A 24,026-nucleotide genomic window follows, 5' to 3' on the forward strand; every position below is an offset into this window, starting at 1 on the left:
TTAATTAATGCTGATTATTGTACCCTTTCACGCAAGATTTTGATAGAAAAGACAAAGATAATAGCAGCAATAAAATACATAAAGCCAGCAAATGTAATAGGTGAACTTGGCGATATTGAGGATAAGTGTCCCATCATAATATCATTTAAAAACCATGCCAAACCAAAACCAGCACCAGCTGCTCCCATAGCTTTACCTTGCTCTTTGTCAGACACAGCTGCTGAGATCATTGAAAGAAGCGCTGTATAGCATATAAGCTGAGATGCTGATAAAACTATTGTTAAAACCCACTGTGCCGCTTCATTAAATATAATTGATACTAAAATAAATCCAACACCACAAATAACAGCAGCTCTCACAAAAGCTACTTGATTTGATACTTTTGCAAAAATCTTTGGTTGTATAAAAATGCTTGCTAATGCTGTGGCTAAGCCCATAACAGCATAAAAAGCACCTGTCATAGATATGTTATAACTATATGTTAAATTTAAAAACAACGCCACCCCTTGAGCATAAAACCCCCATGCGCACTGTACAAGAAGATAAACTACACCGATTAACCTAACACGTTTATCTGACAATAAAAAAGATATAGTCCTATAAATCGTACCTAATTGGATAACTAAACCTGGATTTTTTGGTAAATCTCTCTTCATAATGATAACTATAAATGCAATATTTACTAAAGCTAAAATAGCTGCAAATACAAATGGTATGGTATGGCTTACTTCCATTACAGATACAAAACTAGTGACTATTGGTCCTACTACAAAGCCTAAAGATGCGGCCATAGTTATGTAACCTAAATTTCGTGACTTATCTTCTTCTGTAGATATATCAATAACAGCAGCTTGAGCAATCTCAAAAGCTCCACCAGCTAAACCGCAAATAAACCTGCTTGCTACAAATAATAAATAATCATGAGAATATATTGCATATGCTGATAAAAGATAAGCAACACAAGTAGTTGATAAAGCTACAATCAATATTATTTTACGCCCATACTTATCAGATAACTCCCCTATTATTGGACAGCCTATCAATAACCCTAATGGCCAACAAGCCAAAGCTATGGAATAATACCAATTTTGAAAATTACCGCCAGGATCACCAAAAGTAACACAAGATTGACCAAAGAATAATGACGGCATTATTGGAAAAACAAGCCCTGCCCCCATAATATCTATAATAATTGTTGTAATAAGTATTGGAATCAAAATATTTTTAGAGTGCAAGTTCATAACTTATATAACCTCGTAACAAATGAAAATAAAAGCTTTTTAATAAGAAAATTCAAGCGTATATACTACCGTAACAGGCTTAATTTATCAATGTTTGGAAATCTGCAAAATATAGTTATGCTCTAACGAAAGTCTTTTTAATGCATTAAGAAACATCTTTATATAAAAAATGAAACTCTCATCTTTATCATTCAAAACTCTAACATCTTTTAATAAAGGTAAAATGTGTCTTTCAAAACGTAACAATTCTTTATAACTTATACGTTTGCGTTTTTTGATATCGTCTGAAACATTTGTTAGCGATTTCATGATATATTTCTTAAACTCTATAAAAGCAGGTTCTTTATCAAGATCTGCTATCGTTTGAGGGTCAAAAGAAAATTCTATATACTCATACATTACAATCATGTATCTATATAGTCTACGAATATATAAGCTCATTTTCTCAAACTCTTGCACTTTTTTTGCAGACTTTTCATATTTCAATTCTTTAATAAGAGTAAGGTGTTTTGCAAACTCATGAAATATACTAGTTCTAAGTTTTTTATGTGAATGATTACGCTCAATAAACAAAATATCAAAAAAATCATGAATCTCTGAAATTGTTTTAACATAACTTTCTTTAAGCCGTGTTTCTGCTCTAATCGGAAATATAAATCTATTTACAAATAATGAGATTGCTATACCTAGAGATATTTCAATAGCTCTATAAATAGCTACCTGCACACCCGGCTGTTTATTTAGAATAATAATTATGATAGTTATTCCTGCCAAAGTACCAGCATAACTATACTTAGAAGCTCCTGCAAAATAAACAGCTAAAAAAATAAATGGTAGAATTAACACTACTTGTAAAATATGATTTTGGACTGAAGCTATAATAACTAAAGCCACTAAGGCTCCAGTGACCGTCCCCAAAAACCTCATTAGCGCCTTATCTAGAGCCCCTCCTAAGTTAGGCTGAGTAGACATTACAACAACTACTGTAATTGTCATCCAAAGATACATTTGCTCTATGTTAAAAAAATTTCCTAACAGAAGACCTAGTGTATAAGCAATCGCAACAGCTATTGTAGCTTTAAGAGCGTTTATCGCTGCATACTTATTACTATTTAAAAAAGCAAATTGCATTACAAATATACCTTTAATTTATAAATTAACTACTCAGCACTAGCTCTAAAATATAACGAATCTACCTAAGATAGATGCTTCTTACTATTACTGTTGAGTCCTTTGTCTTACTGTTTCATACAATGCTATACCTGTAGCAACAGAAACATTTAAGCTAGAAACCTCACCTAACATTGGTAATTTAGCAAGAAAATCACAACTAGCTTTTGTGCGCTGACGCATACCACTACCTTCTGCACCAGCAACTATTGCTACAGAGTCTGCTAGATTCATCGAATATAAGCTGTCATTCGCCTCACCTGCTAAACCAATAACCCATACTCCTAATTGTTTGAGTTTTTCGATTGCTCTAGCAAGGTTAGTAACAACTACAATCTTTGTATGCTCTGCAGCACCGCAAGCAACTTTTTTAACCGTTGCATTTACTGGTGCGCTATTATCTTTAGGGATAATTATAAAATCAATACCTGCCGAATGTGCACTACGTATACACGCACCAAAATTATGAGGATCTTGGACATTATCTAATATCAAAATAAAAGCATTTTTATCCTGAGGAATTAAATTTTCAATATCATTCTCGGAGTATGTTTTAAAATCATTTATCTCTATCGCAAAGATATTTTGATGATTTGCATCTTTTCTGACTCGTCCTGGAAGTTGCTTAAAACTATCAATAAAAGTAACTTTTAACCCTTTTGACTCAGCTTTAGCGATAATACTTTCAATCTTATGATTAGCATTTGACTTCTTAAATACCAATATTTCTTTTGCTTGATTAGCTTCTACCAAACTATCAACAGCATGAATACCATATATTAAACTACTCATTTAGTCTCCAAAAGCTTGACTAGCTTTTCTCTTAACCCATCAAATGAGCCATTACTCATCATCACAAGCTGGATATTCCTATCTCGGTACTTAGTTAATAACTCATCTACACAATCAACAAAATCATCAACACTAACTATAAAATCAACATTATTACTATTTTTGAGAACTTCTTTAGCATCCCATTTTAGTAAACTATGATTATACAACAATACTCTATCAGCTTCGATAATTGACATCGGCAAATTATCTTTATTATCGCCTTGGCGCATTGTGTTTGAACGTGGATCTATAAGAGCTATTACATAAGCATCTTTAGCTTTGTTACGCACAGCTTCTAAAGTTAACTTAATAGAAGTTGGATGATGAGCAAAATCATCATACAAAGTAACATTATCCTGATGAGATAATACTTCCAAACGTCTTTTAACTCCTTTAAAGCTTTCTAAAGCAGCATTTATCACTTCATCAGATATATTTAGTTGTTTTGCTACCGCATAGGCACTCATTGCGTTAAGCGCATTATGCTCGCCTATTAAGCTCCATGATATTTCGATAGTATTACCATTAATATCACATAACTCAAACTTTGAATAATCTGCTGTATGCTTGGTTATACTGATACCATTACTAGAATTCGCTCTGACTAGTTCTGACCAACATCCCATTGATATTATTTTTTGAACATTCTCATCTTTGTCATTATAAATAATCTTCGCTGTTGATGGCATTTTTCTAAGTAACTGATGGAATTGCCAAAATATTGCGTCAATATCTTTGAAAATATCAGCATGATCAAACTCAATATTATTAATCACAAAAATACTTGGATCATAATGTATCAATTTTGAACGCTTATCAAAAAAAGCCGTATCATATTCATCAGCTTCAATGACAAAATACTCAGAATCTGTGTAACGTGATGAAACACCAAAATCACTACTAACACCACCAACCAAAAAGCTCGGATTTAAGCCAGCCTGCTCTAGTATTTTGATAGTCATTGTAGTAGTTGTAGTTTTACCATGTGTACCAGCTATTGCAATTACTTTTTTATATTTAAGAATATTCTGATATAGCCATTGTGGTCCTGAGAAATAGTTTAGCTTTTCTGCGAGAATTTTTTCTATCATTGGCATACCTCTTTTCATGATATTACCAATAATAATTTCATCAGGATTTGTATCTAGTTGATCACAATCAAATCCCTGTAAAATCTCTATGCCTTGAGACTCAAGATAAGTACTCATTGGTGGGTAGACATTAAGATCCGAACCTGTTACTTTATATCCCTTTTGTTTAGCTAATACTGCTAAAGAGCCCATAAAAGTACCACAGATACCTAAAATATGAATATGTTTTGACATTAAAAATTTTTTGAAACTAATTAATAAAGTAGTTAAATTATATCAGTTTATTGAGTTTAAATATATTAATAGATCTTCTATCTTAAACTATATTTACTTGGTATTACTAAAGTTATTATCTATAATTTATAACAAGTTTGAATATGTTAGGACATGATATATGTTTATAGAGTTTGCCCTTAAGAATCAGGTACTTAAATTTGGCGAATTTACGCTTAAATCAGGACGTATTAGTCCATATTTCTTTAATGCAGGGTTATTTAATACAGGTGATCAACTTGCCACACTTGCCGATTATTACGCTCAATTGATTATCAAAAGCGATGTCAAGTACGATATCCTTTTTGGTCCAGCATATAAAGGGATTCCTCTAGTTGCAGCTATTTCTACTGTACTAGCGCTGAAGTACAATATAGATATGCCTTACGCTTTTGACCGTAAAGAAGCGAAAGATCATGGCGAAGGTGGTGTATTTGTTGGTGCCGATATGACTAATAAAAAAGTATTGCTCATAGATGATGTGATGACTGCAGGTACAGCATTTTATGAATCATACAACAAGCTAAAAACTATTAATGCTGAAATAGCTGGTGTTGTACTATCGATAGATCGACAAGAAAAAGCTAAGGATAGCGATATTTCAGCAACTAAGAAAATATCTCAAGATTTCAATATTCCTGTTCTAGCAGTAACTAACTTTGAAAGTATTTTTGAGTATGTCAAAGAAAATCTTGATGAAACAATAATCGAAAAATTTAAACAATACCGTCAAAAATATGGCTCATAACAAAGATATTTATCTAATTTCGGATCTTCATTTAAATGCTAACCATGCTGAGATGGCCGATCTTTTTAAAAGGTTTTTAGATAGTATTACATCTACACAAAACAAGCTCTTTATTCTTGGTGACTTTTTTGATTATTGGATCGGTGATAACCATAGAGATGACTTTTATCATAAAATCACAAATTGGCTAAAAGAAGCTTCAGATCAAGGTTTAGAAATATTTTTCATGTATGGAAATCGAGATTTTTTGATTGGCAGAAAATTTGCTAAACAAAGTGGCGTGACTCTTATTAAAGATCCATACTATATAGATATATCTAATCAAAAAATACTTTTCTCGCATGGAGATCTATTTTGTACAGATGATAAGAGTTATCAAACTTATAGAAAATGGATAGCATATAACCCTATTCTGAGATTTATTTTTAGAAGATTACCTTTATTCATAAGAGAATATACTGCAAGAAATGTGCGCAAAGCAAGCTATGTAAAAAACCGTAAAAATCCAAATGTTGATGTAACAACCAAAGGTATCGAAAAATATCGTAATAACTGTAATATTGTCATTCATGGCCATACGCACAAAATGGCTATACACCTAAATGATAACTATACTAGATATGTACTTGGCGACTGGTTCAAAGATGGTAATTATATAAAAATCTCAAAGAATGGTGAGATTATGCAGGTCACTTCAATTTAAATAATCCTTTTTTAAAAACAAAATTTCTAACTAATTAATTGAAGTAGATACTACTTAAACATATAATAATTTTATCTTTATTTTTCATATTTTATAATTATGTTTTTTGGTGTTGACTATTACCCAGAGCAGTGGGACTATTCTCTTATTGATGATGATTTAAATCGCATAGCAGATTCTGAGTTAAATTGTATTAGAATTGCTGAATTTGCTTGGCATCTCATGGAGCCTAGAGAAAATGAGTTTGATTTTAGTTTCTTTGAAATGATACTAAACAAAGCTCATAAACTAGGATTAAAAGTCATGTTAGGCACACCTACAGCAACTGTTCCAGCATGGCTCTATAAAAAAGATCCTAAAGTTTTCTCTGTTGATGAAAATGGTTTACAAAGACATTTTGGTGGTAGAAGACAAGCTTGCCTAAATTCGCCAACTTATAATAAGTATGCTGAGCGCATTACTCAAAAAATGGTTGAAGCATATCATAAACACCCGGCTTTACTGCTTTGGCACATTGATAATGAGCTTGGTCATGAAACTAGTGATATGTGTTATTGTAACCAATGTGAGTTAGAATTTAGAAACTACCTAAAAGAAGTGTTTAATAATGATATCAATTCATTTAATGATGCTATTGGTTCTGTTTTTTGGTCTCAAACTTACAACAATTTTGATGAGATAAATATTCCTCGTCCAACAATTCCAGCTCCAAATCCTGGTATGATGTTATACTTCAATCGCTTTAGAGCTCAAACAACAACAAACTTTTTAGCAAGACAAGCCAAGGTTATTAAAGAGATAGTACCAAACCAACAAACTTTACATAATTTTACAGGAGACTACTTTTCTAAAGCACAAGATCATACAGATCTAGCAGAACAAATAGATATCGTTGCTTTAAACAACTATCCAGTATGGGGCGGTCAACAAATCCCAGTAGATGCATATAAGACAGCTATGAAGTTAGATCAAACTAGAGGTTTTCAAAGAAGAAATTACTGGATCACAGAACAACTGATAGGTGCTCAAGCACATAATATCATGGGATTTGTACCTCGACCTGGGCATGCTAAACTTTGGTCATTCCAAGCTATGGCTAGAGGCTGCGAAAATCTAATATACTTCAGATGGCGCACTGCTACAAAAGGTGCTGAACAATTTTGTTATGGTGTACTAGACCATGATAATAAATATAATCATCGCTATAATGAGATGTTAGATATTATTAGATTAGCAAAACAAAATCAAAAGGCAATACAAGCTCCAACACAATCAAAAGTAGCATTGCTATACTCAATGGATAATATCTATAGCTGGCGTATTCAGCAACAATCTACCGCTTTTAATATCCAACATGAACACGCTAGGTTATACAAACCTTTTTTTGATGCAAATATTAGTGTTGATGTATTAGATATTCGTCATGATTTTAGTAGTTACTCTGTTTTATTACTTCCAGTAGCTATGTTAATTACTGATGAAAATATTGCTAGAATCAAAACATTCATCGAGAATGGTGGCACAGTTATAGCTACATTTAGAGCAGGTCTAAAAGAGTATCATAATGAAATTCGTTTTGGCGTTGAGAATCCAATTCATGAACTTGCTGGTGTAAAAGCAGAATATTTTGAGCCTCTTCCTATGGGGACAGATTGTAAAATCAAATATCAAGATAAAGATTTAACTGCTACTGTATGGCGAGATATGCTTACTGTTAAAGAGCCTTGCAAATCATTGTGCAACTATATTGATGAATTTAAAAATTATAGTGCTGCTGTTAAAAATAAAGTGGGCAAGGGAGAAATTTATTATATAGGTACCGGTATTGATGATGAATATTTTTGGAATGATTTAGTCTTAGATTTAGCTAAAAAACATAATTTAGATACCTATAGTTCTCCGAGTGATATTGAAATTGTTATCAAAGGTGAAAAGGATTCTAAAATTGCTATTATCTTAAATCACAATGGAAATGAGATAGAATATTTAGGGCTTAAACTTAAAGCATATGATACTCAAATATTAAAATACTCAGAGTTTTATGAATTATACTCTAAACATTACCAATAGGAATCTATCATGAAATACAATATCCGTCGTTGGAATCCTTTTTTAATTTCAATACCCGATATTGGAATTGGAATGTACTGGTCATTAACTGGAACTATTGGATCATGGATAGTATACCAACACACAGACTCCTCTTTATTAGCTGGCTTCTTATTATCTATGGCTGCATTCACTGGTTTATTTATGCAGACGCTATCAGGAATTGTTTCTGATAAAACGTCCTCAAACACATTTCTTGGAAAAAGAACAACTTGGCTATTAGTAGGACTTGTCAGTACATGTATATTTCAAATGTTATGGCCTTTTGCTCCTAATTATATTTGTTTATTTGTAATAGCTTTTTTGACATATGCTAGCATAAACTTCTTTCAAGGACCTTACTATACAATGGTTGTAGAAGTTGTTGATCGTGATCAAATTCCTTTTGCTACACTACTAGCTAGGACTACAGCACAAATAGGAACAATAATTATTGGGCTAGTTGGAGCAATGATCTGGAACATGGGTGGTGCTTTTCTCAGCTGTATTGTTGTATGCTTACTCTTAATAGTTCCTACTATAGCTGTAATACCTTTTATAGTTAAAGAAAGACCTGAAAATCAGATAACGTCTGCTTTTAAACTAAGCTTTGATATATTCAGCAATAGAAATATTAATCTACTATTTTTAGCTACTTTTTGCATGCTAACTGGATTTGGTGCTTTTATGCCTCTAATGGGGGGATATATGAACCACTACTTAGGTTTTAGTAAAGACTTTTCAGCATCATTAGTAATGTTTTTTGGGATAGGCTCTGTCATTGTTGGAATACTAGCAACAACTATTATTAATCTAATAAAGGTTGAAAATATATTTAAAATCGGACTATTAGTATTTGCTATTGCGTTAATATGTGGATCTTTTTTAACTACAGAGAGTTATCTTTGGTATATTATTACATTCGCAGTTGCTACAGGATTTATTCTATCTCAAGTATCTTGTTATACATTAATAGCTAAACTAGCTCCTAAAGATAGGCTTGGTGAATATATGGGATGGTTAAATATGTTTTTCTCATTACCTCAACTAATTATCCTTATCTGTGGTGGATTACTTATAGATAGTAATTTAGCACCATATTTATATTGGATAGCTGGAGTTATTTTGATAATAGGATTTATTGCAGTTACTCAGATTAAATCAAGAAATTCTTAAAGAAATTTACGATCTACTTTTTCTTAAGCATCAAAAGCTCTTGCATAAACTTCACAAAGTTCATCCATAGATTTGTTTATTGCTACTTTATGTTGTTCTTTATCTAGTAGCTTCTGTAACGCTGGCGTAGCTGGAACCTGTATATCTAATATTGGCTCAATTACGCTCTCAAATTTAGCAGGATGTGCAGTCGCTACGATTATATAATCCTTATTAGCATCAAGCTGATTTTTTGCTACAAAACCTGTTGCTGTGTGTGGACAAACAACTTCATTATACTGACGATAAACCTGCTTAATTTCTTCTATGATTTCAAAATCAGAAACACATATAGCTTTAACATTAGCTTTGAAATTTTCATAATTCCCTAGCAAGTATAATAATCTTTCAAAATTACTAGGGTTACCAACATCCATCGCATTTGCCAATGTTTCAACACTTGCTCTTGGGTTAAATTCACCAGTATTTAAATAATCTATCACTGTATCATTAGCATTTAAGCTCATAGATATCTCACCAATTGGGAAGCCCATTTGCTTAGCCCAAAAAGCTGCTGTGATATTACCAATATTACCAGATGGAACAATGTAATTTGCTTTCTCTCCAGTCTGTAAATAATGCTGCCATGATGTATAAGCATAGTAAGTAGATTGTGGTAGTAATCTACCAATATTAATACTATTAGATGTATTTAGTTTGGTTCTTTCTGTCCACCAAGGTGTCTTAAAAGCTTCTTTAACTAAACTTTGACAATCATCAAAAACTCCTTCAACCTCAACAGCTTGGATATTATCACCCCAGCAAGTTATTTGTTTTTCTTGTCTCTTAGATATCTTACCCTTAGGGAACATCACTATAACACGAATACTACCCTTACCGTGAAAAGCTGCCGCTACTGCAGAACCTGTATCGCCAGAAGTTGCTACTAAAATTGTAAATGGTTTCTCGCTATCTATAGAACTTAAACAGTTGGCTAAAAATCTCGCACCGAAATCCTTAAAAGATAAAGTTGGTCCATGAAAAAGCTCTAAAACAGATGTTGTTTTATCCAAGCGCTTAACTGGCACATCAAATGTAAAAGCATTATTACAAATCTTATCTAAAGAAGCTTCAAGCTGATCTCCTTTAAAGAACTCTCTCAAAGTATTTGCAGCAAATTCAGCATAAGTTATATCTTTAGCAAAATTCTGCCAATTAACCGTTGGAAATCTCTCAGGCACAAACAGTCCTCCATCAGGAGCTAATCCAGATTGCATTGCCTCACTTAATGAAACTTTGATATTTTTATCTCTTGTACTAATAAAATTCATGTCTTACCTTTATTATTTTTTCTCTAATATGTATGCACCTTTGCCACTCATAGCACTTATCCAGCTATCTGACTTAAGGTTAAATTCTTTAAATTTATCCTGCATTGCTTTAGCAACAACATTCGCATCATCTTGTTTTTTTACAAGTGCAAACATTGTTGGTCCTGATCCTGATATACCACAAGCTATTGCGCCAGTATCATAAGCTGCTTTTTGCACATCATAAAATCCTATGATTAACTTAGATCTTCTTGGTTCAATCAATATATCTTTTAGACTTTCACTCAACAATTCAATATCTTGTGTGTATAAAGCACTTATTGTAGCTGCTAAGCATGCACTATGTTCAACTATTGTAGATAAATCATAAGGCTCTTTCAAAAGCTCGCGCGCCTTTTTTGTCTCAATTGACAGGTTAGGACAAACTATAACTACATTACAGTCTACAATTGGTAAATCTATTTTTTTACATGGTTTTGAACTTTGTAATAATACCAGTCCACCAAACATACATGGCACTGCATTGTCACCATGAAATGATCCTGATATCAAACTCTCACCATAGATAGCATAGTCAATCAAATCATCATAGCTATACGGTGTTTCAAAAAAAGCATTCATCGCGACTAGAGCAGCAACAGAAGAAGCTGCTGAACCACCCATACCAGAGCCTAGTGTTATACCTTTTTGTATATAAACATCAAAACCTATCTTGATATTTTTATCAGCCAAAAACTTTTTGATTACGGCTGTAGCGACATTTTTATCACTGTCAAAAGGTAGTTTATCTGCACCAGTAGCTCCACTAATTTGTTTGATAACCAACTCGGTATCGTCTCTTTTGATAAGTTCTACAGTATCTCCTACCCCATCGATAGCAAAACCTAGCAAATCATAACCAACTGCAAAATTTGCACTAGTTGCTGGAGCAAATGCTTTAGCTGATTTAATATTAGCTAATTTCATGACTACTTTTCTCTTATCACAGTTATAACATCTGCATATACGCCCGCTGCTGTTACCTCAACACCAGCACCAGCACCTTGGATAACCATAGGTTGAGTATATCTATCTGTATTTATCATCACGATATTATCAGTACCTTTCACATTTGCAAAAGGACTAGATTCATCATAAGCTTGGATACCTACATTTGCAACACCATTAACGATAGATCCAACATAATGCACCCCAGCAAGATCTTTCTTTTTGTCTGCAATCTGTTGCATTATTTGCTCATTGAATGCTGGAAGTTTTGCAAAAAACTCTTCTACACTACATTCACGCAACTCTTCCGGTACTAAATTTTCGATAACCAAGTCATTCAAGCCTATATTTAGACCTATTTCTCTAGCTAAGATCACAGTCTTTCTCGCCACATCCATACCTGATAAATCTTGTCTTGGATCTGGCTCTGTATATCCAGCATCATAAGCCATTTTAACTGCATCTGAGAAAATTACACCATTATTTAACTGAGTGAACAAATAACTTAAAGTTCCTGAGAAAATACCATTTATAGATCTAACATGATCACCACTTTGAACCATATTTTGTAATGTAACTATAAGAGGAAGGCCAGCACAAACGTTTGTTTCATATAGGAAACTAGTACCATTTTGCTTAGCGACTTTTCTAAGCTCTTGATAGAACTCATAGTTTCCTGAATTTGCATATTTATTAGGAGTAATTACGCTTATTCCATTCTTTAAGAAATTGCTATAATTTTTCGAAACATTTTCACTTGCTGTAGCATCAATAACAATTTTTTTGGTAGCTGAAGCATGTGACATAAATTCAGCCAACCTCTCTAGATTAACTTGCTCTGTATTCTCATTAAGTAGATTATCTATATTTTCAAATAGTAAATTCTCATAAGAAACACGCATTTGTTTTGAATTAGTAGCTCCGACTAATACTAAATTAATGCCTTTTGCATACCATTTTTCATAAGTTTTTTTGACTTGTTTAATAAATGCCTTACCAATATTTCCAGCTCCAATAACAGCAATTGCGATATCATCACTCTCAGAATTATAGTGACGATGCATAGCTTGTACGCCACGTATCTCATCTTCCGCTTTTACAGCAAATGTAACACTTCTTTCTGATGACCCTTGAGCAATAGCATGTATATTGATATTTGCTAATTTAAGTGAATTTACTAATTTTGCTAGCGAGCCAGTCTTAGACTTCATACCCTCACCAACAGCTGTAATCAAAGCATGATGTTTATGAACAACTATTTCTTCGATAAGATTACTCTTTATCTCATTTGCAAACTCTTGTCTAAGAGCTTCAGTTGCTTTGTCAGCATTGACACTATCTATAGCAAAACAGATCGAGTACTCAGAACTAGCCTGAGATATCATCATTACCGACACTTCTGCCTTCTCTAACGCTCCGAATACTTTAAATGATATTCCTGACACACCAATCATACCAGCACCTTGCACACGTACAATCGCAACATCTGAGACGCTTGTTAGACCTTTGATAATTCCTTGGTTTTCATCTTTATCTGCACTAATTTTAGTACCAACCTCATTTGGGAAATAACTACTCTTAATATAGATTGGTGTTCTTTCTAGAGCCATAGGAGCGATAGTTAAAGGATGTACTACAGATGCACCAAAATATGCAAGCTCAAGAGCTTCTTTATATGTTAATTGAGTTAGAGGTTTTGCTTCTGGAACTACTTGTGGATTAGCACTATATACACCCGCCACATCTGTCCAAATATATAATTTATCTGCTTGTAATAACTTGGCAAAAATAGCCGCTGAGTAATCACTACAATTCAAACCTAATATAGTTCTTTTGCCTAGCCTATTTTGAGCAATAAAGCCAGTTACGATGTATACATCTGCTGGATTATCATTTTTGATAGACTCAAGTAGCTCCAAACTTTTTTGCCAGTCAACTGTAACAGGATAGCTACGATCATTTACAATCAAACATTGTGATGCGTCTATGAAATAAGATTTTTTACCTTTTGATTGCAAATATAGTGTAAGAATTTTAGCTGACCAGATTTCTCCAAACCCTAGTATGAAAAATCTTAAACTATCTGCACAAAACCCTGTAATAGCAATAGTACTTAAAATATGTTTGATATTTTTTAAATCTTCTAGGATTGATTGTTGCAATAAATCATCTGAAGGAACTAATTCCTCAAGTATAGAACTATGATGCTCAAAAATAAAATTAAGTGTTTCACTATAATCTTGAGATTCAATCGCTTGATCTATAGCTTTTTGTAAATTACTAGTTGTTTTTGCTGATGCAGAAACTACCACAGCTTCATCGACACAACTAATTATATTCGAAACATTTTTTATTTTCTCAGCTGATGCTAAACTACTACCACCAAATTTATGTACTATCATATTTTACACTCTTACTCTTAACAAATATCAAATTGATTACTTTTGTATTATACTTGAGCCATAAATTTTATCACTAATAATTATGAGGGTTTTATGCTTAAAGTTGGTTTTATTGGTTGGCGTGGAATGGTTGGCTCAGTTTTGATGTCTCGCATGGTTGAATCGAATGATTTTGATGACATCATACCAACATTTTTTTCAACATCTCAAGCAGGACAACAACCTTCAGGATTTATGGAGAAATATGGCGTATTACAAGATGCCTACAGTATCAAAGAATTAGCTAAAATGGATATACTTCTAAGCTGTCAAGGTGGTGAATATACCAAAGAAATTCACTCTAAGTTAAGATCATCTGGTTGGCAGGGTTTTTGGATAGATGCTGCATCTACACTACGTCTAGAGAATGAAAGTACCCTAGTACTAGATCCGTTAAATCATGGGCAAATAATCAACGCTATTGATAGTGGTAAAAAAGACTTTATTGGTAGTAATTGTACTGTTAGTTTAATGTCTCTAGCAATCGCTGGACTACTCAAGGAAGATCTTGTTGAATGGGTTAACTCTAGTACTTACCAAGCGATATCAGGTTCGGGTGCTGCAGCAATGCAAGAACTTCTCCAACAAGCTGATCTTTTGAGTAAAGCTGATGATATAAATGCAGATATCCTAACAAGAGAAAAAACTCTAAGAGAACTATCTAAAGACTCTTCAAAAATCCCTCAACAAAAAACTGTACAAACTTTGGCTTATAATCTATTGCCTTGGATAGATGTTGGTATGCCAAGTGGACAAACAAAAGAAGAGTACAAAGCAGCCACAGAACTAAACAAAATTTTAGATACTAAAAAAGCAATCCCTGTTGATGGCGTATGTGTTAGAGTTCCTAGCCTAAGATCACACTCACAAGCTTTGACAGTCAAACTAAGACAGAAATTAACAATTGAAGAAATTAAGCAAAAAATATCTCAAGGTAATGAGTGGGTTAAAGTTGTAGATAATAATAAAGAAGATACTCTTAAGCATCTAACACCTCAAGCAACTTCAGGAACTCTTGATATCGCTATAGGTCGTATCAAATCATCTCTATTAGCTGATGATATATTTCATTGCTTCACGGTAGGAGATCAGCTACTATGGGGAGCTGCAGAACCACTAAGAAGAGTTTTAAATATTATTAAAAATAAAATCTAAGATAAAAAATATTAGAAAGTTTAGAAGATAATTATCAATTCTTTTAGGCTACTCCCAAACGTAACCTTTTGGCAAATCACAAGATACACCTTTTTGACTTAGCATCATGGTTTTCATATTTGTAATAGGACAACTACAAGTCGCATACTCTTTTGAACCTTTTTCATATTTACATGGTTGAGTCATACAACCTGCTACATCAATATTTTGACATTTAACTCCTTCACCTGGTTTTGCGATATCATAGTCCTTATTCATATCAAAACCATAAGTTGAAATTAAATCAGCACCTGGGATAAAAGATACATTATCATCTTGAGTATTTTGATCAGCTATATATTTACATACTGGAGCTTCTACTCCTTTACAATCACCACTACCATCCGGTAGACAAGTAGAAAGGTTTTTACATTTTGAACCATCTTTACCACAAACTGCTACTGTCTCATAATAAACGCCTAAGTTCATAATTCCATCAATATTGACATAATTAGGACCTGTGAAAATTTTACATCTACAATTAGCTGTTTTTCCATCTTCGCTTACTTTACATGGCATAGCTTGATTGTTTGGATTTATACCTGTTGCTTCTGGAGAGCCTGAGTAGTGACAATTTGCATAAGTAGCTTTTGCACAATACAGTTGTTTAGTTGCACTAGTTGCTCCACCACCAGACCAAGCTGAGCCATATTCAGTAGGCTTACATAAGGTCGGATAAAAAGGCATATTACTACAGTTATCGCCACAAAATGGTCTTACAGAATCACAAAGTACACTTGACTCCATTACTGGATACTTTATGATATCTTTACCAAAAGATACGCTTACAAGTAATACAAAAACTAATATGGCAAAAAGTCTTTTCATAATGTCCCTTATAAGTTTTCCTTAACAAATTTGACAACTTCTTCCATCTTAAAGCTTCTAGCTCCTTTGACAGTAAGTTTAGTATTTTGAGATTTATACCCATCAAGTACTTTTAATAGATCATTATTTAACTGTTTTTTATCATCATAATATTTAACATTTGAACCTTCATACTCTTCTAAAGCAAACTTTATTAAATTTTTTTCGCCAAATAAAAATATATTATCCAAGCCAGCCTTATTGAGCCATTGCCCCATTTTACGATGATAATTCTCGCCCTCATCACCTAATTCTCTCATTGAAGTAATTGCTATAACTTTTTTACCATCAAATTCAGCTAAATCTGCTATAGCAGCTTGGACAGCACCAGCACTAGCATTATATGTATCGTCTACAAGAGTTAACTTATCATTTAGTTTTTCGGTTGAGAATCTACCTTTATAGTTTTTGATATTTTGCGTATTTTGTAAGAAATCATTAGGTTCTAGTCCTGCAGCAACCACACTTGCTATCGCAAGCATGCTATTAGACAAATTATGTTTACCTATGTTGGGTAACTGATAGCTATATTCTTTGTTAAAAATTCTAATCTTAACATCGTATAACTCTGGCGTAACCTGATAATCTAAGATGATGATATCTGCATCTTGATTACTCATTGAGCAAGTAATTTTCTTGCAATCTAATTTATCTGCATAAGCTGGTATTCTTTCATCATCAAGATTTACAATACAAACGCCGTCTTTGGGTAAAGCTTTAAGAAGCTCACCTTTTTCAATCATTACACCATCTAGAGTTTTAAGATTCTCTAAATGACTAGCGCCAACATTTGTAATCATCGCAACATTAGGCTGGATAATTTCAGCAGCAGCTTTTATCTCACCTGCAACGCTTGTACCAGTTTCAATCACAGCAAAATCGACATCTTGTGGAGTTTCTAAAACTGTCATAGGCACACCAAGATAGTTGTTAAAATTACCTTGTGTAAAATGTACTTTTTTACCACCAAGTAGAGTTACAATCATTTCTTTAACCGTTGTTTTACCACAACTACCAGTTAAAGAAATAATTGGCATTTTTAGAGACTTACGATACTCTTTTGCTAAAGCTCGTAATCCTTTGATAGTATTGTTACAAACTACTTGAGGGATATTTATATCTTGTTTCTTTGAAACCAACAATGCTTTTGCTCCATTAGCAATGGCACTCGGGATAAATTCATGGCCATCACGATTAGCTACAATCGCGACAAATAAAGCATCTTGATTTACCTCATTAGAATTAATGCTAACTGTTTGAATTGATACATCTTCGCCGATGTATTCTAAGCCAGCTTGTGTTGCTAATTGTTTTAGTGATTTGATCATTTTTTCTCCATAAGACTCATATCAAACTCCTCTTCCGGTCACAGAGCGAAGTCGAAGTGTGAAGGGAAAATAGCTTTAAATAAACTATCATAGTGATAGATCATTGATCTGTCACTACAAATATTTGCTTAAACAAGCCACCCTTTCTCTACAGCTAAATCAATCTGTCCTTTTAAATATTGCCATAACTCCGGAGCAATGTCTTTTAATCCTAAGTTTCTACTGATAACTTTTTCTTTAGGCACTTTGCCATAAGCTACCCAACTACCACCATTATTTTGAATATTTTGCAAAACTGGGACTGCTCGCTCGATAGCTTTTGAATATTTTGCTTCTGCTGTTTGGTTATTTTCAAACTCAAGCCATAAAGCTTTATACTCATTAGCCTCATCTTTTGGCAACAATGAAAATATTTTCTCTAAAGCTTCTAGTTCTTTGGCGTTCTGTTCCTCTAGTACTGCATGATTATCAAAAGCATAAGTATCACCTGCATATATCTCAACAATATCATGGATCAATAGCATCTTAAGCACTTTTAGCATATCAAGCTCTTCAATTGCATATTCTTCTAATATAACGCCCATAAGAGTTACGTGCCAACTATGTTCTGCTGTATTCTCTCTACGATTATTATCACATTTTATCAATGCTCTACGATATACGCCTTTTAGCTTGTCTATCTCTTGGATAAAACTTATTTTCTTTTCTAAATTTGTCATTTTATCTTTTCTTTAAAATTATACTTAGCGATAACTTCTCGCTCATTAAAATGATTAACAGTAAGTGAATATGATTAATCAAACCTATCTAAAGTTATATTTAAAGGTTGAGGCCTCCAATCTTCAACACTATCCATTCTCACAGCATAAGCTAAAGCTCCTTGAAACTCTAGCGTACGAAGACTCCAGCTTAGGTCTTCATCATATGCTTTATATGTTACACTTTCTATTTTATCTGCAACATAAACTCCTATAATATGCCAAACACCACCTATAGACTTAAATATTGGACTACCTGAGCATCCTTGCCCTACAGGCTGACTTAACTCATAAAAACCACTTCCTTTAATACTTGGTAGTTTAAATGAGATTCTACGCCTTATATGACCAGAGGAATATATTAAGTCTGGTCGTCCAAGAACCCTACCACACTCATCTTTACAATCAACATCCTCATATAGGTTAGCACTAGGATAACCTAATAAACTATATGTGCATGCAGAAAATTGTTTTTCAAATAAAACTTTCGTATATACTTGATACTGCCTATTTTCAACAAATAGTAAAGTAATGTCTTCTGTTGGATGATTATCACAAATATCTATCTTAACTACATTCCATTTATTTGTAGCTGGATTAACAAACATTGCCATAATAAATTGATTAGATTCTAGAGTAATATTAACGACATGCTGTGCTGTTAAGTCATATCCTTTAGACCCAATAAAAAATCCTGTTCCTAAAAAATCTTTTTGACAATAATTATTCCCATTTTTTTCAATTAAAGATATTGGGAAAACTATATCTCTACACTTTAAATCATTTGACAAAACTTACCCCTGTTTATCACATCTCGCTCATCAAAATACTCTTTAATACCATTTTTATCAAGATAGCACTCATGTCCTTTACCTGCTAATAAAATAACATCATTAGCTTTCGAGTTTTCGATAGTATATTTAATAGCTTCTTCTCTGCTATCAATAAAAGTATGCTTATCAGGATGACTAAAACCTTTTTTGATATCATCAAAAATACTTTCAATACTTTCAAAACGATTATTATCTTCTGTGATGACTATTTTACTAGCATATTCCTCTGCTATTTGAGCCATGATAGGTCTTTTGGTAGTATCTCTATTGCCACCACAGCCAAAGATACACCATAGATTATTTGGATGGTAGTTTACTAGAGTTTGTAGAGCTTTTTCCAAAGCATCTGGAGTATGCGCATAATCAATTATAATCTTTGCACCATTTACTAGTGCAATTACTTCCATACGCCCTTTTACAGGTTTTAATTTAGAAATATTTTCTAGAAGTTGTTCTCTAGTAGAGCTATCATCTAATGCCGCTAAGCTCAAACCTAAATTCATTAGATTAAATTCGCCAACTAAAGATGTTTGATAAGTACCCATATACTTTTGAGAAATATATAAATCAAAGCTTGTTTGCATATTCTCTATACTCTTAGACTCTATATAAATATCTGCTCTTCTTGACTTTAGGCTGACTGTTATAATCTCAATACTATACTTTAAGTCAGTATCTATAGATTCCGTGGTCGGAGCCTGACGGAATGACGATTTATTGGTATTTTCCCAAAGTTTCTGACCATATTCATCATCTATATTTATTACAGCTTTTTTAAGGCTTCTAAACTGAAACAATTTTGCCTTAGCCTCAAAATAATTATCCATAGTCTTATGATAATCAAGATGATCATGACTAAGATTACTAAATACTGCAATATCAAAATCTAAACCTTCGGTACGCTTTTGATCCAATGAATGAGAAGATACTTCCATAACAAGATTTTGATAATTCTTATAATATGAAATAGTTTGATATAAAGATAATATATCTAATGTCGTATGGGTACTCTCTTGTAGATCTGGATAAATCCCATTGCCATTTGTACCTAGTAACAATGATTTTTGACCAATTAATTTTTGCAATTGTGCAATATAACTAGAAATCGATGTTTTACCATTTGTGCCTGTTATACCAATTATATTTTGAGGTTTTTTATAATCATAAAACCATTTAGCAAGATTCGATAGCTTCTCTTTTAAATTTTCAACATAAAAAATATTAGGTAATTCCCCTTCAGCTACTGAAGAGGTGGCAATCGAAGATTGACGGGGTAGTTTATCACTCAAAATAAGTTTTGTACCCTTAGCTAAAACACTATCAATATATTTATTACCATCATTTGATAGACCTTTGAGAGCTATAAATGCTGATTTTGCGTCACATTTACGACTATCTAAAGACAGCGATTCAATTTGAAAATTATTTTGAGATAAGGTTTGAATATCTAGAAATTTTAATATTTGGTTTATACGTTTCATTTTAATTTTCACCACATTAAAGCACTTTGTGGCAAGCTTATGTCAAAGTCATTGATCCAGTGACTACAACTGTCTGAGCTTGCGAGTTTTGTAGGCACCAATGACTTACATTAAAGCGCGAACATGTGCTAAGCAGTTTTGCATACTTTTTCTGCTATTGCAAAAAGTATGTCGCTAAAACTTACATCGTAAGTTAGCGAAAGCATTTAATCAATTATCTTTTTTAAAAGCTGGAAAACCCAATTTTTCTCTAGCGCTATAATATTCTTTAGCTACTTCTAGAGCTAATTTTCTAACTCTTAGAATATAGCCTTGTCTTTCTGTAACAGATATTGCATGACGCGCATCTAATAAGTTAAAAGTATGTGAAGCTTTCAATACAAACTCATAAGCTGGTATTGGTAGATTTTTTCCTACTAGTCTATAACCTTCTTTCTCTAATAAATCAAACTGTTTGAAAAGCTCTTCAACATTAGCTTCTTCAAAGTTATAAGTCGACATCTCAATTTCATTTTGTAAGAATACATCCCGATAATATAAAGGACCATTTTGCGTATTAGCCCATAATATATCATACATGCTATCAACATTTTGAATGTACATAGCTAGTCGCTCAAGACCATAAGTAATCTCGCCCATAACAGGCTTACACTCAAGTCCACCTACTTGTTGAAAATATGTAAACTGTGTAATCTCCATACCATTTGACCATACTTCCCAACCAAGACCCCAAGCGCCAAGTGTTGGCGACTCCCAGTTATCTTCAACGAAGCGAATATCATTCTCTAATGGATCAATACCTAGCTCTCTAAGTGAACCAAGATATAATTCTTGAATATCATCAGGCGATGGCTTCATCACAACTTGGTATTGGTAGTAATGTTGCGTACGGTTAGGATTCTCACCATAACGACCATCTGTAGGTCTTCTTGATGGCTGTACATACGCAGCTGTCCATGGCTCTGGACCTATCGCTCTTAGAGTTGTAGCTGGATGAAATGTACCAGCACCGACTTCCATATCTAGTGGCTGGATAATCGCACAACCTTTAGATGCCCAATAATGATGTAGTTTTAAAATAATTTCTTGAAATGTAAGCATTTTAAATATGTTATTAGCCTAATTAATTGAGATAAATTTTAACATATTTATGCTTAGAGTTGCGAAAAATGGTTATAAGATATTAGTATTTCTTTCTAGATAAGAATGCGAGCAGCCCATAGCTTGCTTTTATATAATATTGTTATTCGATTCATAGCCATTCGATTAAAAGTCGAGCTGTTCCACTATTAAATGTGACTTTGAATAACTATATCATCTTAAGTATTAGAAAATTTAGCAGAAAAGATCAATATTGGATTTTGAGCGCAACGGAAAATTTGTCCAACAGCCACCTCATTGTTATACGCCGCGTAGGTAACCTCGATTTTTTACTAATTTTTGTGCTTTTTTAGTTTCTAACAGCCAAAAAACTTCAAATATATAAATTGGAAGAAAGCACACAGAAGAAAGAACTGGATAATCCTCTATGAATTGCATATATGGGCCAATAATCATTAAAAGAGCATAAAATGATATGAGCAACCACAAAAGTATAAAGTATGAGTGAGCTTTGATTATTTGAAATATGACAGCATCTTGGTTATAGCGTATTTTTCGAATGTGATTATGCTTTTTCAACCTTCTCGCCCTAAAATAATTGCGAATAATGTTAGGAACGTGATTTAGGAAAAAAGAACTGATTAAGCTAATTAGCTTATCAATATATGGACTAATTTTGGGAATAACATAAGCGAGTATCGCACTAGCTAACAATCCAATTATCAACTCTAAACTCATTTAGAATCCTGTTTTCATATAACAACTATTAATACACTAATTATACCAATTCTAATAAAAATTAATATAACCCTCCAAAACCAACCAACTTCCATTGCCAATTAGGTTCGCCTACAGTACCAGGAGTATTTAATCTAGCCTCACTACCTAATTCTAAAATATCTTGTACTGGCAATATTACATATTCAGCATCACAATTAAGTAAATACTTAATAATCTTTCTAAAAATATTTCTATCATTAGCTTTAAAATATTTCTTTAACAGCTTTCTTTGATATCTATTTAGCTCATCAAAATACCATCCTTTGAGAGTATTATTATCGTGAGTACCTGAGTATGCAATGATATTTGTACCCTCAACAAACTTAGCTGTTTTTAGATCAAAGTGAAAAGGGAACACTTTCATACCCTTTAGCTTATAATGATCTCTTAGCTCAAATACTTCATCTCTTAAGTCTCCTAAATCTTCAGCAATAATATTAGCATCTGGAATACGCTTATAGACTGTATCAAAGAAATCATAACCAGGAGCCTCAACCCACTCGCCATTTATAGCAGTCTTTTCACCTGCTGGTATCTTCCAATATGTATCAAAAGCTCTAAAATGATCAATCCTAACAATATCAAATAATTTGAAGTTACCCTTCAGGCGTTCTATCCAAAAATCAAAATTTGTTTCTTTGAGCTTATCCCAATCATATAGAGGATTACCCCATAGCTGGCCGGTTTCTGAGAAAAAGTCAGGTGGAACACCTGCAACGAAACTAGGATTTAGATTCTCGTCTAATAGAAATATATCTTGATGCTCCCACACATCGGCAGAGTCAAAACCAAGATAAATAGGCAAATCGCCCATAATTTCGATATTATTTTGATTAGCATATTCTCTTAGCTCAAACCACTGCTTATAAAAGATAAACTGCAAAAATATTTGATAATCTATCTCGTTTTGAAATTGATCAAGTTCTATAGCTTTATCTTTGATCCAGTTTTTATATTCTTGCGGCCAAAAATTCCAAGCTTGGTTATTATTAGCCTTTCTAAAAGCTTTAAAAATAGCATAATTTTTAACCCATGAGTTTTGAGCTATAAAATTATTATATTCTTGTTCAAACTTATCTTTTGAACTTTGAAAATTGCTAAATGCTTCTTCAAGATAACTATCTTTGAAATTACGAACAAGTTCATATTCAACTTTATCAGAGTTTACATTCAGACTTTTAAGAGATGATTCTTCAAGCAAACCATAATCTGCTAGTTTTTCTAAGCTAATATAGATTTCATCACCTGCAAAAGAAGAGCTTGACTGATATGGAGAGTTGCCAAAACCTAGTGGTGTAAGTGGCAGCACCTGCCAAATCTTAGTATTTGCTTGTTTTATAATATCAACAAATTCATAAGCACTTTTACCCAAATCACCAATACCAAACTGACTTGGTAAACTTGAGATAGCTAATAATAATCCAGATTTTTTCATATACTCTCTCTACATCATAAAAAAATGCACATTGCGGTAACCAAATAGTACTAAAATATTCTAAGAGTGACAATCTCAACCGCAGTCATCCTATGACTTCACCATAGGATCCATTGGGTATAAGCTAAGTAAGTTATTGGATTCTACGATCAAGTCGTAGAATGACATATATTTATAACACTAATCA

Annotated in this window: 20 protein-coding genes; 5 read left to right on the top strand and 15 right to left on the bottom strand. The window is 33.0% G+C overall.

Annotated features, from left to right (window positions below; translation table 11 throughout):
* Positions 1–14: 14 nt before the first annotated feature.
* The 4 genes from FTPG_RS09255 to mpl form a co-directional block, all read right to left on the bottom strand.
* Positions 15–1,241: an MFS transporter gene (locus tag FTPG_RS09255; protein WP_004288205.1), complete on the bottom strand. Its 1,227-nt coding sequence runs from the start codon at positions 1,239–1,241 to the stop codon at positions 15–17.
* A gap of 87 nt (positions 1,242–1,328) precedes the next feature.
* Positions 1,329–2,372 (bottom strand): FUSC family protein, encoded by a 1,044-nt coding sequence (locus FTPG_RS09260; protein ID WP_004288206.1) that lies wholly within the window; start codon positions 2,370–2,372, stop codon positions 1,329–1,331.
* Positions 2,373–2,459: 87 nt separating this feature from the next.
* Positions 2,460–3,203 carry a 23S rRNA (guanosine(2251)-2'-O)-methyltransferase RlmB gene (gene rlmB, locus FTPG_RS09265; RefSeq protein ID WP_004288207.1) on the bottom strand — a complete coding sequence of 248 codons (744 nt, stop codon included), beginning with the start codon at positions 3,201–3,203 and terminating at the stop codon, positions 2,460–2,462.
* Positions 3,200–4,570: a UDP-N-acetylmuramate:L-alanyl-gamma-D-glutamyl-meso-diaminopimelate ligase gene (gene mpl, locus FTPG_RS09270; protein WP_004288208.1), complete on the bottom strand. Its 1,371-nt coding sequence runs from the start codon at positions 4,568–4,570 to the stop codon at positions 3,200–3,202. The genes rlmB and mpl overlap by 4 nt, the downstream gene beginning before the upstream one ends.
* Before the next feature lie 160 nt (positions 4,571–4,730).
* On the opposite strand from mpl, the gene pyrE reads away from it, so the two are divergent.
* From pyrE to FTPG_RS09290, 4 genes are all read left to right on the top strand, one after another.
* Complete coding sequence (gene pyrE, locus FTPG_RS09275) at positions 4,731–5,357, top strand: orotate phosphoribosyltransferase (RefSeq protein WP_004288209.1); 627 nt, start codon at positions 4,731–4,733, stop codon at positions 5,355–5,357.
* Positions 5,347–6,060, top strand: coding sequence for a UDP-2,3-diacylglucosamine diphosphatase (locus tag FTPG_RS09280; protein WP_004288210.1), 714 nt, complete (start codon positions 5,347–5,349; stop codon positions 6,058–6,060). Before pyrE ends, FTPG_RS09280 begins: the two co-directional genes overlap by 11 nt.
* 99 nt (positions 6,061–6,159) lie before the next feature.
* Positions 6,160–8,130, top strand: a complete 1,971-nt coding sequence (locus FTPG_RS09285; RefSeq protein WP_004288211.1) for a beta-galactosidase — start codon at positions 6,160–6,162, stop codon at positions 8,128–8,130.
* 9 nt (positions 8,131–8,139) lie between these two features.
* Positions 8,140–9,324 (top strand): MFS transporter, encoded by a 1,185-nt coding sequence (locus FTPG_RS09290; protein ID WP_004288212.1) that lies wholly within the window; start codon positions 8,140–8,142, stop codon positions 9,322–9,324.
* Positions 9,325–9,347: 23 nt separating this feature from the next.
* Here the strand turns inward: FTPG_RS09290 and thrC are convergent, their stop codons facing one another.
* From thrC to thrA, 3 genes are read right to left on the bottom strand one after another with little or no spacing between them, the layout of a single operon-like run.
* A complete protein-coding gene (gene thrC / locus FTPG_RS09295) occupies positions 9,348–10,634 on the bottom strand; it encodes a threonine synthase (RefSeq protein ID WP_004288213.1) in 1,287 nt (428 codons plus the stop codon).
* 12 nt (positions 10,635–10,646) lie between these two features.
* Positions 10,647–11,600 (bottom strand): homoserine kinase, encoded by a 954-nt coding sequence (locus tag FTPG_RS09300; protein ID WP_004288214.1) that lies wholly within the window; start codon positions 11,598–11,600, stop codon positions 10,647–10,649.
* Between the two features lie 2 nt (positions 11,601–11,602).
* Complete coding sequence (gene thrA / locus FTPG_RS09305) at positions 11,603–14,023, bottom strand: bifunctional aspartate kinase/homoserine dehydrogenase I (protein WP_004288215.1); 2,421 nt, start codon at positions 14,021–14,023, stop codon at positions 11,603–11,605.
* A gap of 93 nt (positions 14,024–14,116) precedes the next feature.
* Here thrA and asd point away from each other — a divergent pair, with 93 nt between their 5' ends.
* A complete protein-coding gene (gene asd / locus FTPG_RS09310; RefSeq protein ID WP_004288216.1) occupies positions 14,117–15,217 on the top strand; it encodes an aspartate-semialdehyde dehydrogenase in 1,101 nt (366 codons plus the stop codon).
* 48 nt (positions 15,218–15,265) lie between these two features.
* Here asd and FTPG_RS09315 read toward each other — a convergent pair whose 3' ends face one another.
* The 8 genes from FTPG_RS09315 to malQ all read right to left on the bottom strand — a co-directional run bounded on the left by FTPG_RS09315 (position 15,266) and on the right by malQ (position 23,839).
* Positions 15,266–16,084: a hypothetical protein gene (locus FTPG_RS09315; protein ID WP_004288217.1), complete on the bottom strand. Its 819-nt coding sequence runs from the start codon at positions 16,082–16,084 to the stop codon at positions 15,266–15,268.
* Positions 16,085–16,092: 8 nt separating this feature from the next.
* Positions 16,093–17,451 (bottom strand): UDP-N-acetylmuramoyl-tripeptide--D-alanyl-D-alanine ligase, encoded by a 1,359-nt coding sequence (locus FTPG_RS09320; protein WP_004288218.1) that lies wholly within the window; start codon positions 17,449–17,451, stop codon positions 16,093–16,095.
* 128 nt (positions 17,452–17,579) lie between these two features.
* Complete coding sequence (locus FTPG_RS09325) at positions 17,580–18,170, bottom strand: HD domain-containing protein (protein WP_004288219.1); 591 nt, start codon at positions 18,168–18,170, stop codon at positions 17,580–17,582.
* Positions 18,171–18,244: 74 nt separating this feature from the next.
* Positions 18,245–19,000 (bottom strand): S1 family peptidase, encoded by a 756-nt coding sequence (locus FTPG_RS09330; RefSeq protein WP_004288220.1) that lies wholly within the window; start codon positions 18,998–19,000, stop codon positions 18,245–18,247.
* Positions 18,985–20,523: a UDP-N-acetylmuramoyl-L-alanyl-D-glutamate--2,6-diaminopimelate ligase gene (locus FTPG_RS09335; protein ID WP_004288221.1), complete on the bottom strand. Its 1,539-nt coding sequence runs from the start codon at positions 20,521–20,523 to the stop codon at positions 18,985–18,987. Before FTPG_RS09335 ends, FTPG_RS09330 begins: the two co-directional genes overlap by 16 nt.
* A 210-nt stretch (positions 20,524–20,733) precedes the next feature.
* On the bottom strand, positions 20,734–21,624 hold the full coding sequence (gene glyQ / locus FTPG_RS09340) for a glycine--tRNA ligase subunit alpha (protein WP_004288222.1): 891 nt from the start codon (positions 21,622–21,624) through the stop codon (positions 20,734–20,736).
* A 300-nt stretch (positions 21,625–21,924) separates the two neighbouring features.
* Positions 21,925–22,362 (bottom strand): hypothetical protein, encoded by a 438-nt coding sequence (locus FTPG_RS09345; protein ID WP_004288223.1) that lies wholly within the window; start codon positions 22,360–22,362, stop codon positions 21,925–21,927.
* A gap of 61 nt (positions 22,363–22,423) precedes the next feature.
* Complete coding sequence (gene malQ / locus FTPG_RS09350; protein ID WP_004288224.1) at positions 22,424–23,839, bottom strand: 4-alpha-glucanotransferase; 1,416 nt, start codon at positions 23,837–23,839, stop codon at positions 22,424–22,426.
* Positions 23,840–24,026: the final 187 nt, after the last annotated feature.

Origin of the sequence: Francisella philomiragia subsp. philomiragia ATCC 25015, assembly GCF_000156715.1 — a bacterium.
In the GTDB taxonomy this organism is placed as follows: domain Bacteria; phylum Pseudomonadota; class Gammaproteobacteria; order Francisellales; family Francisellaceae; genus Francisella; species Francisella philomiragia.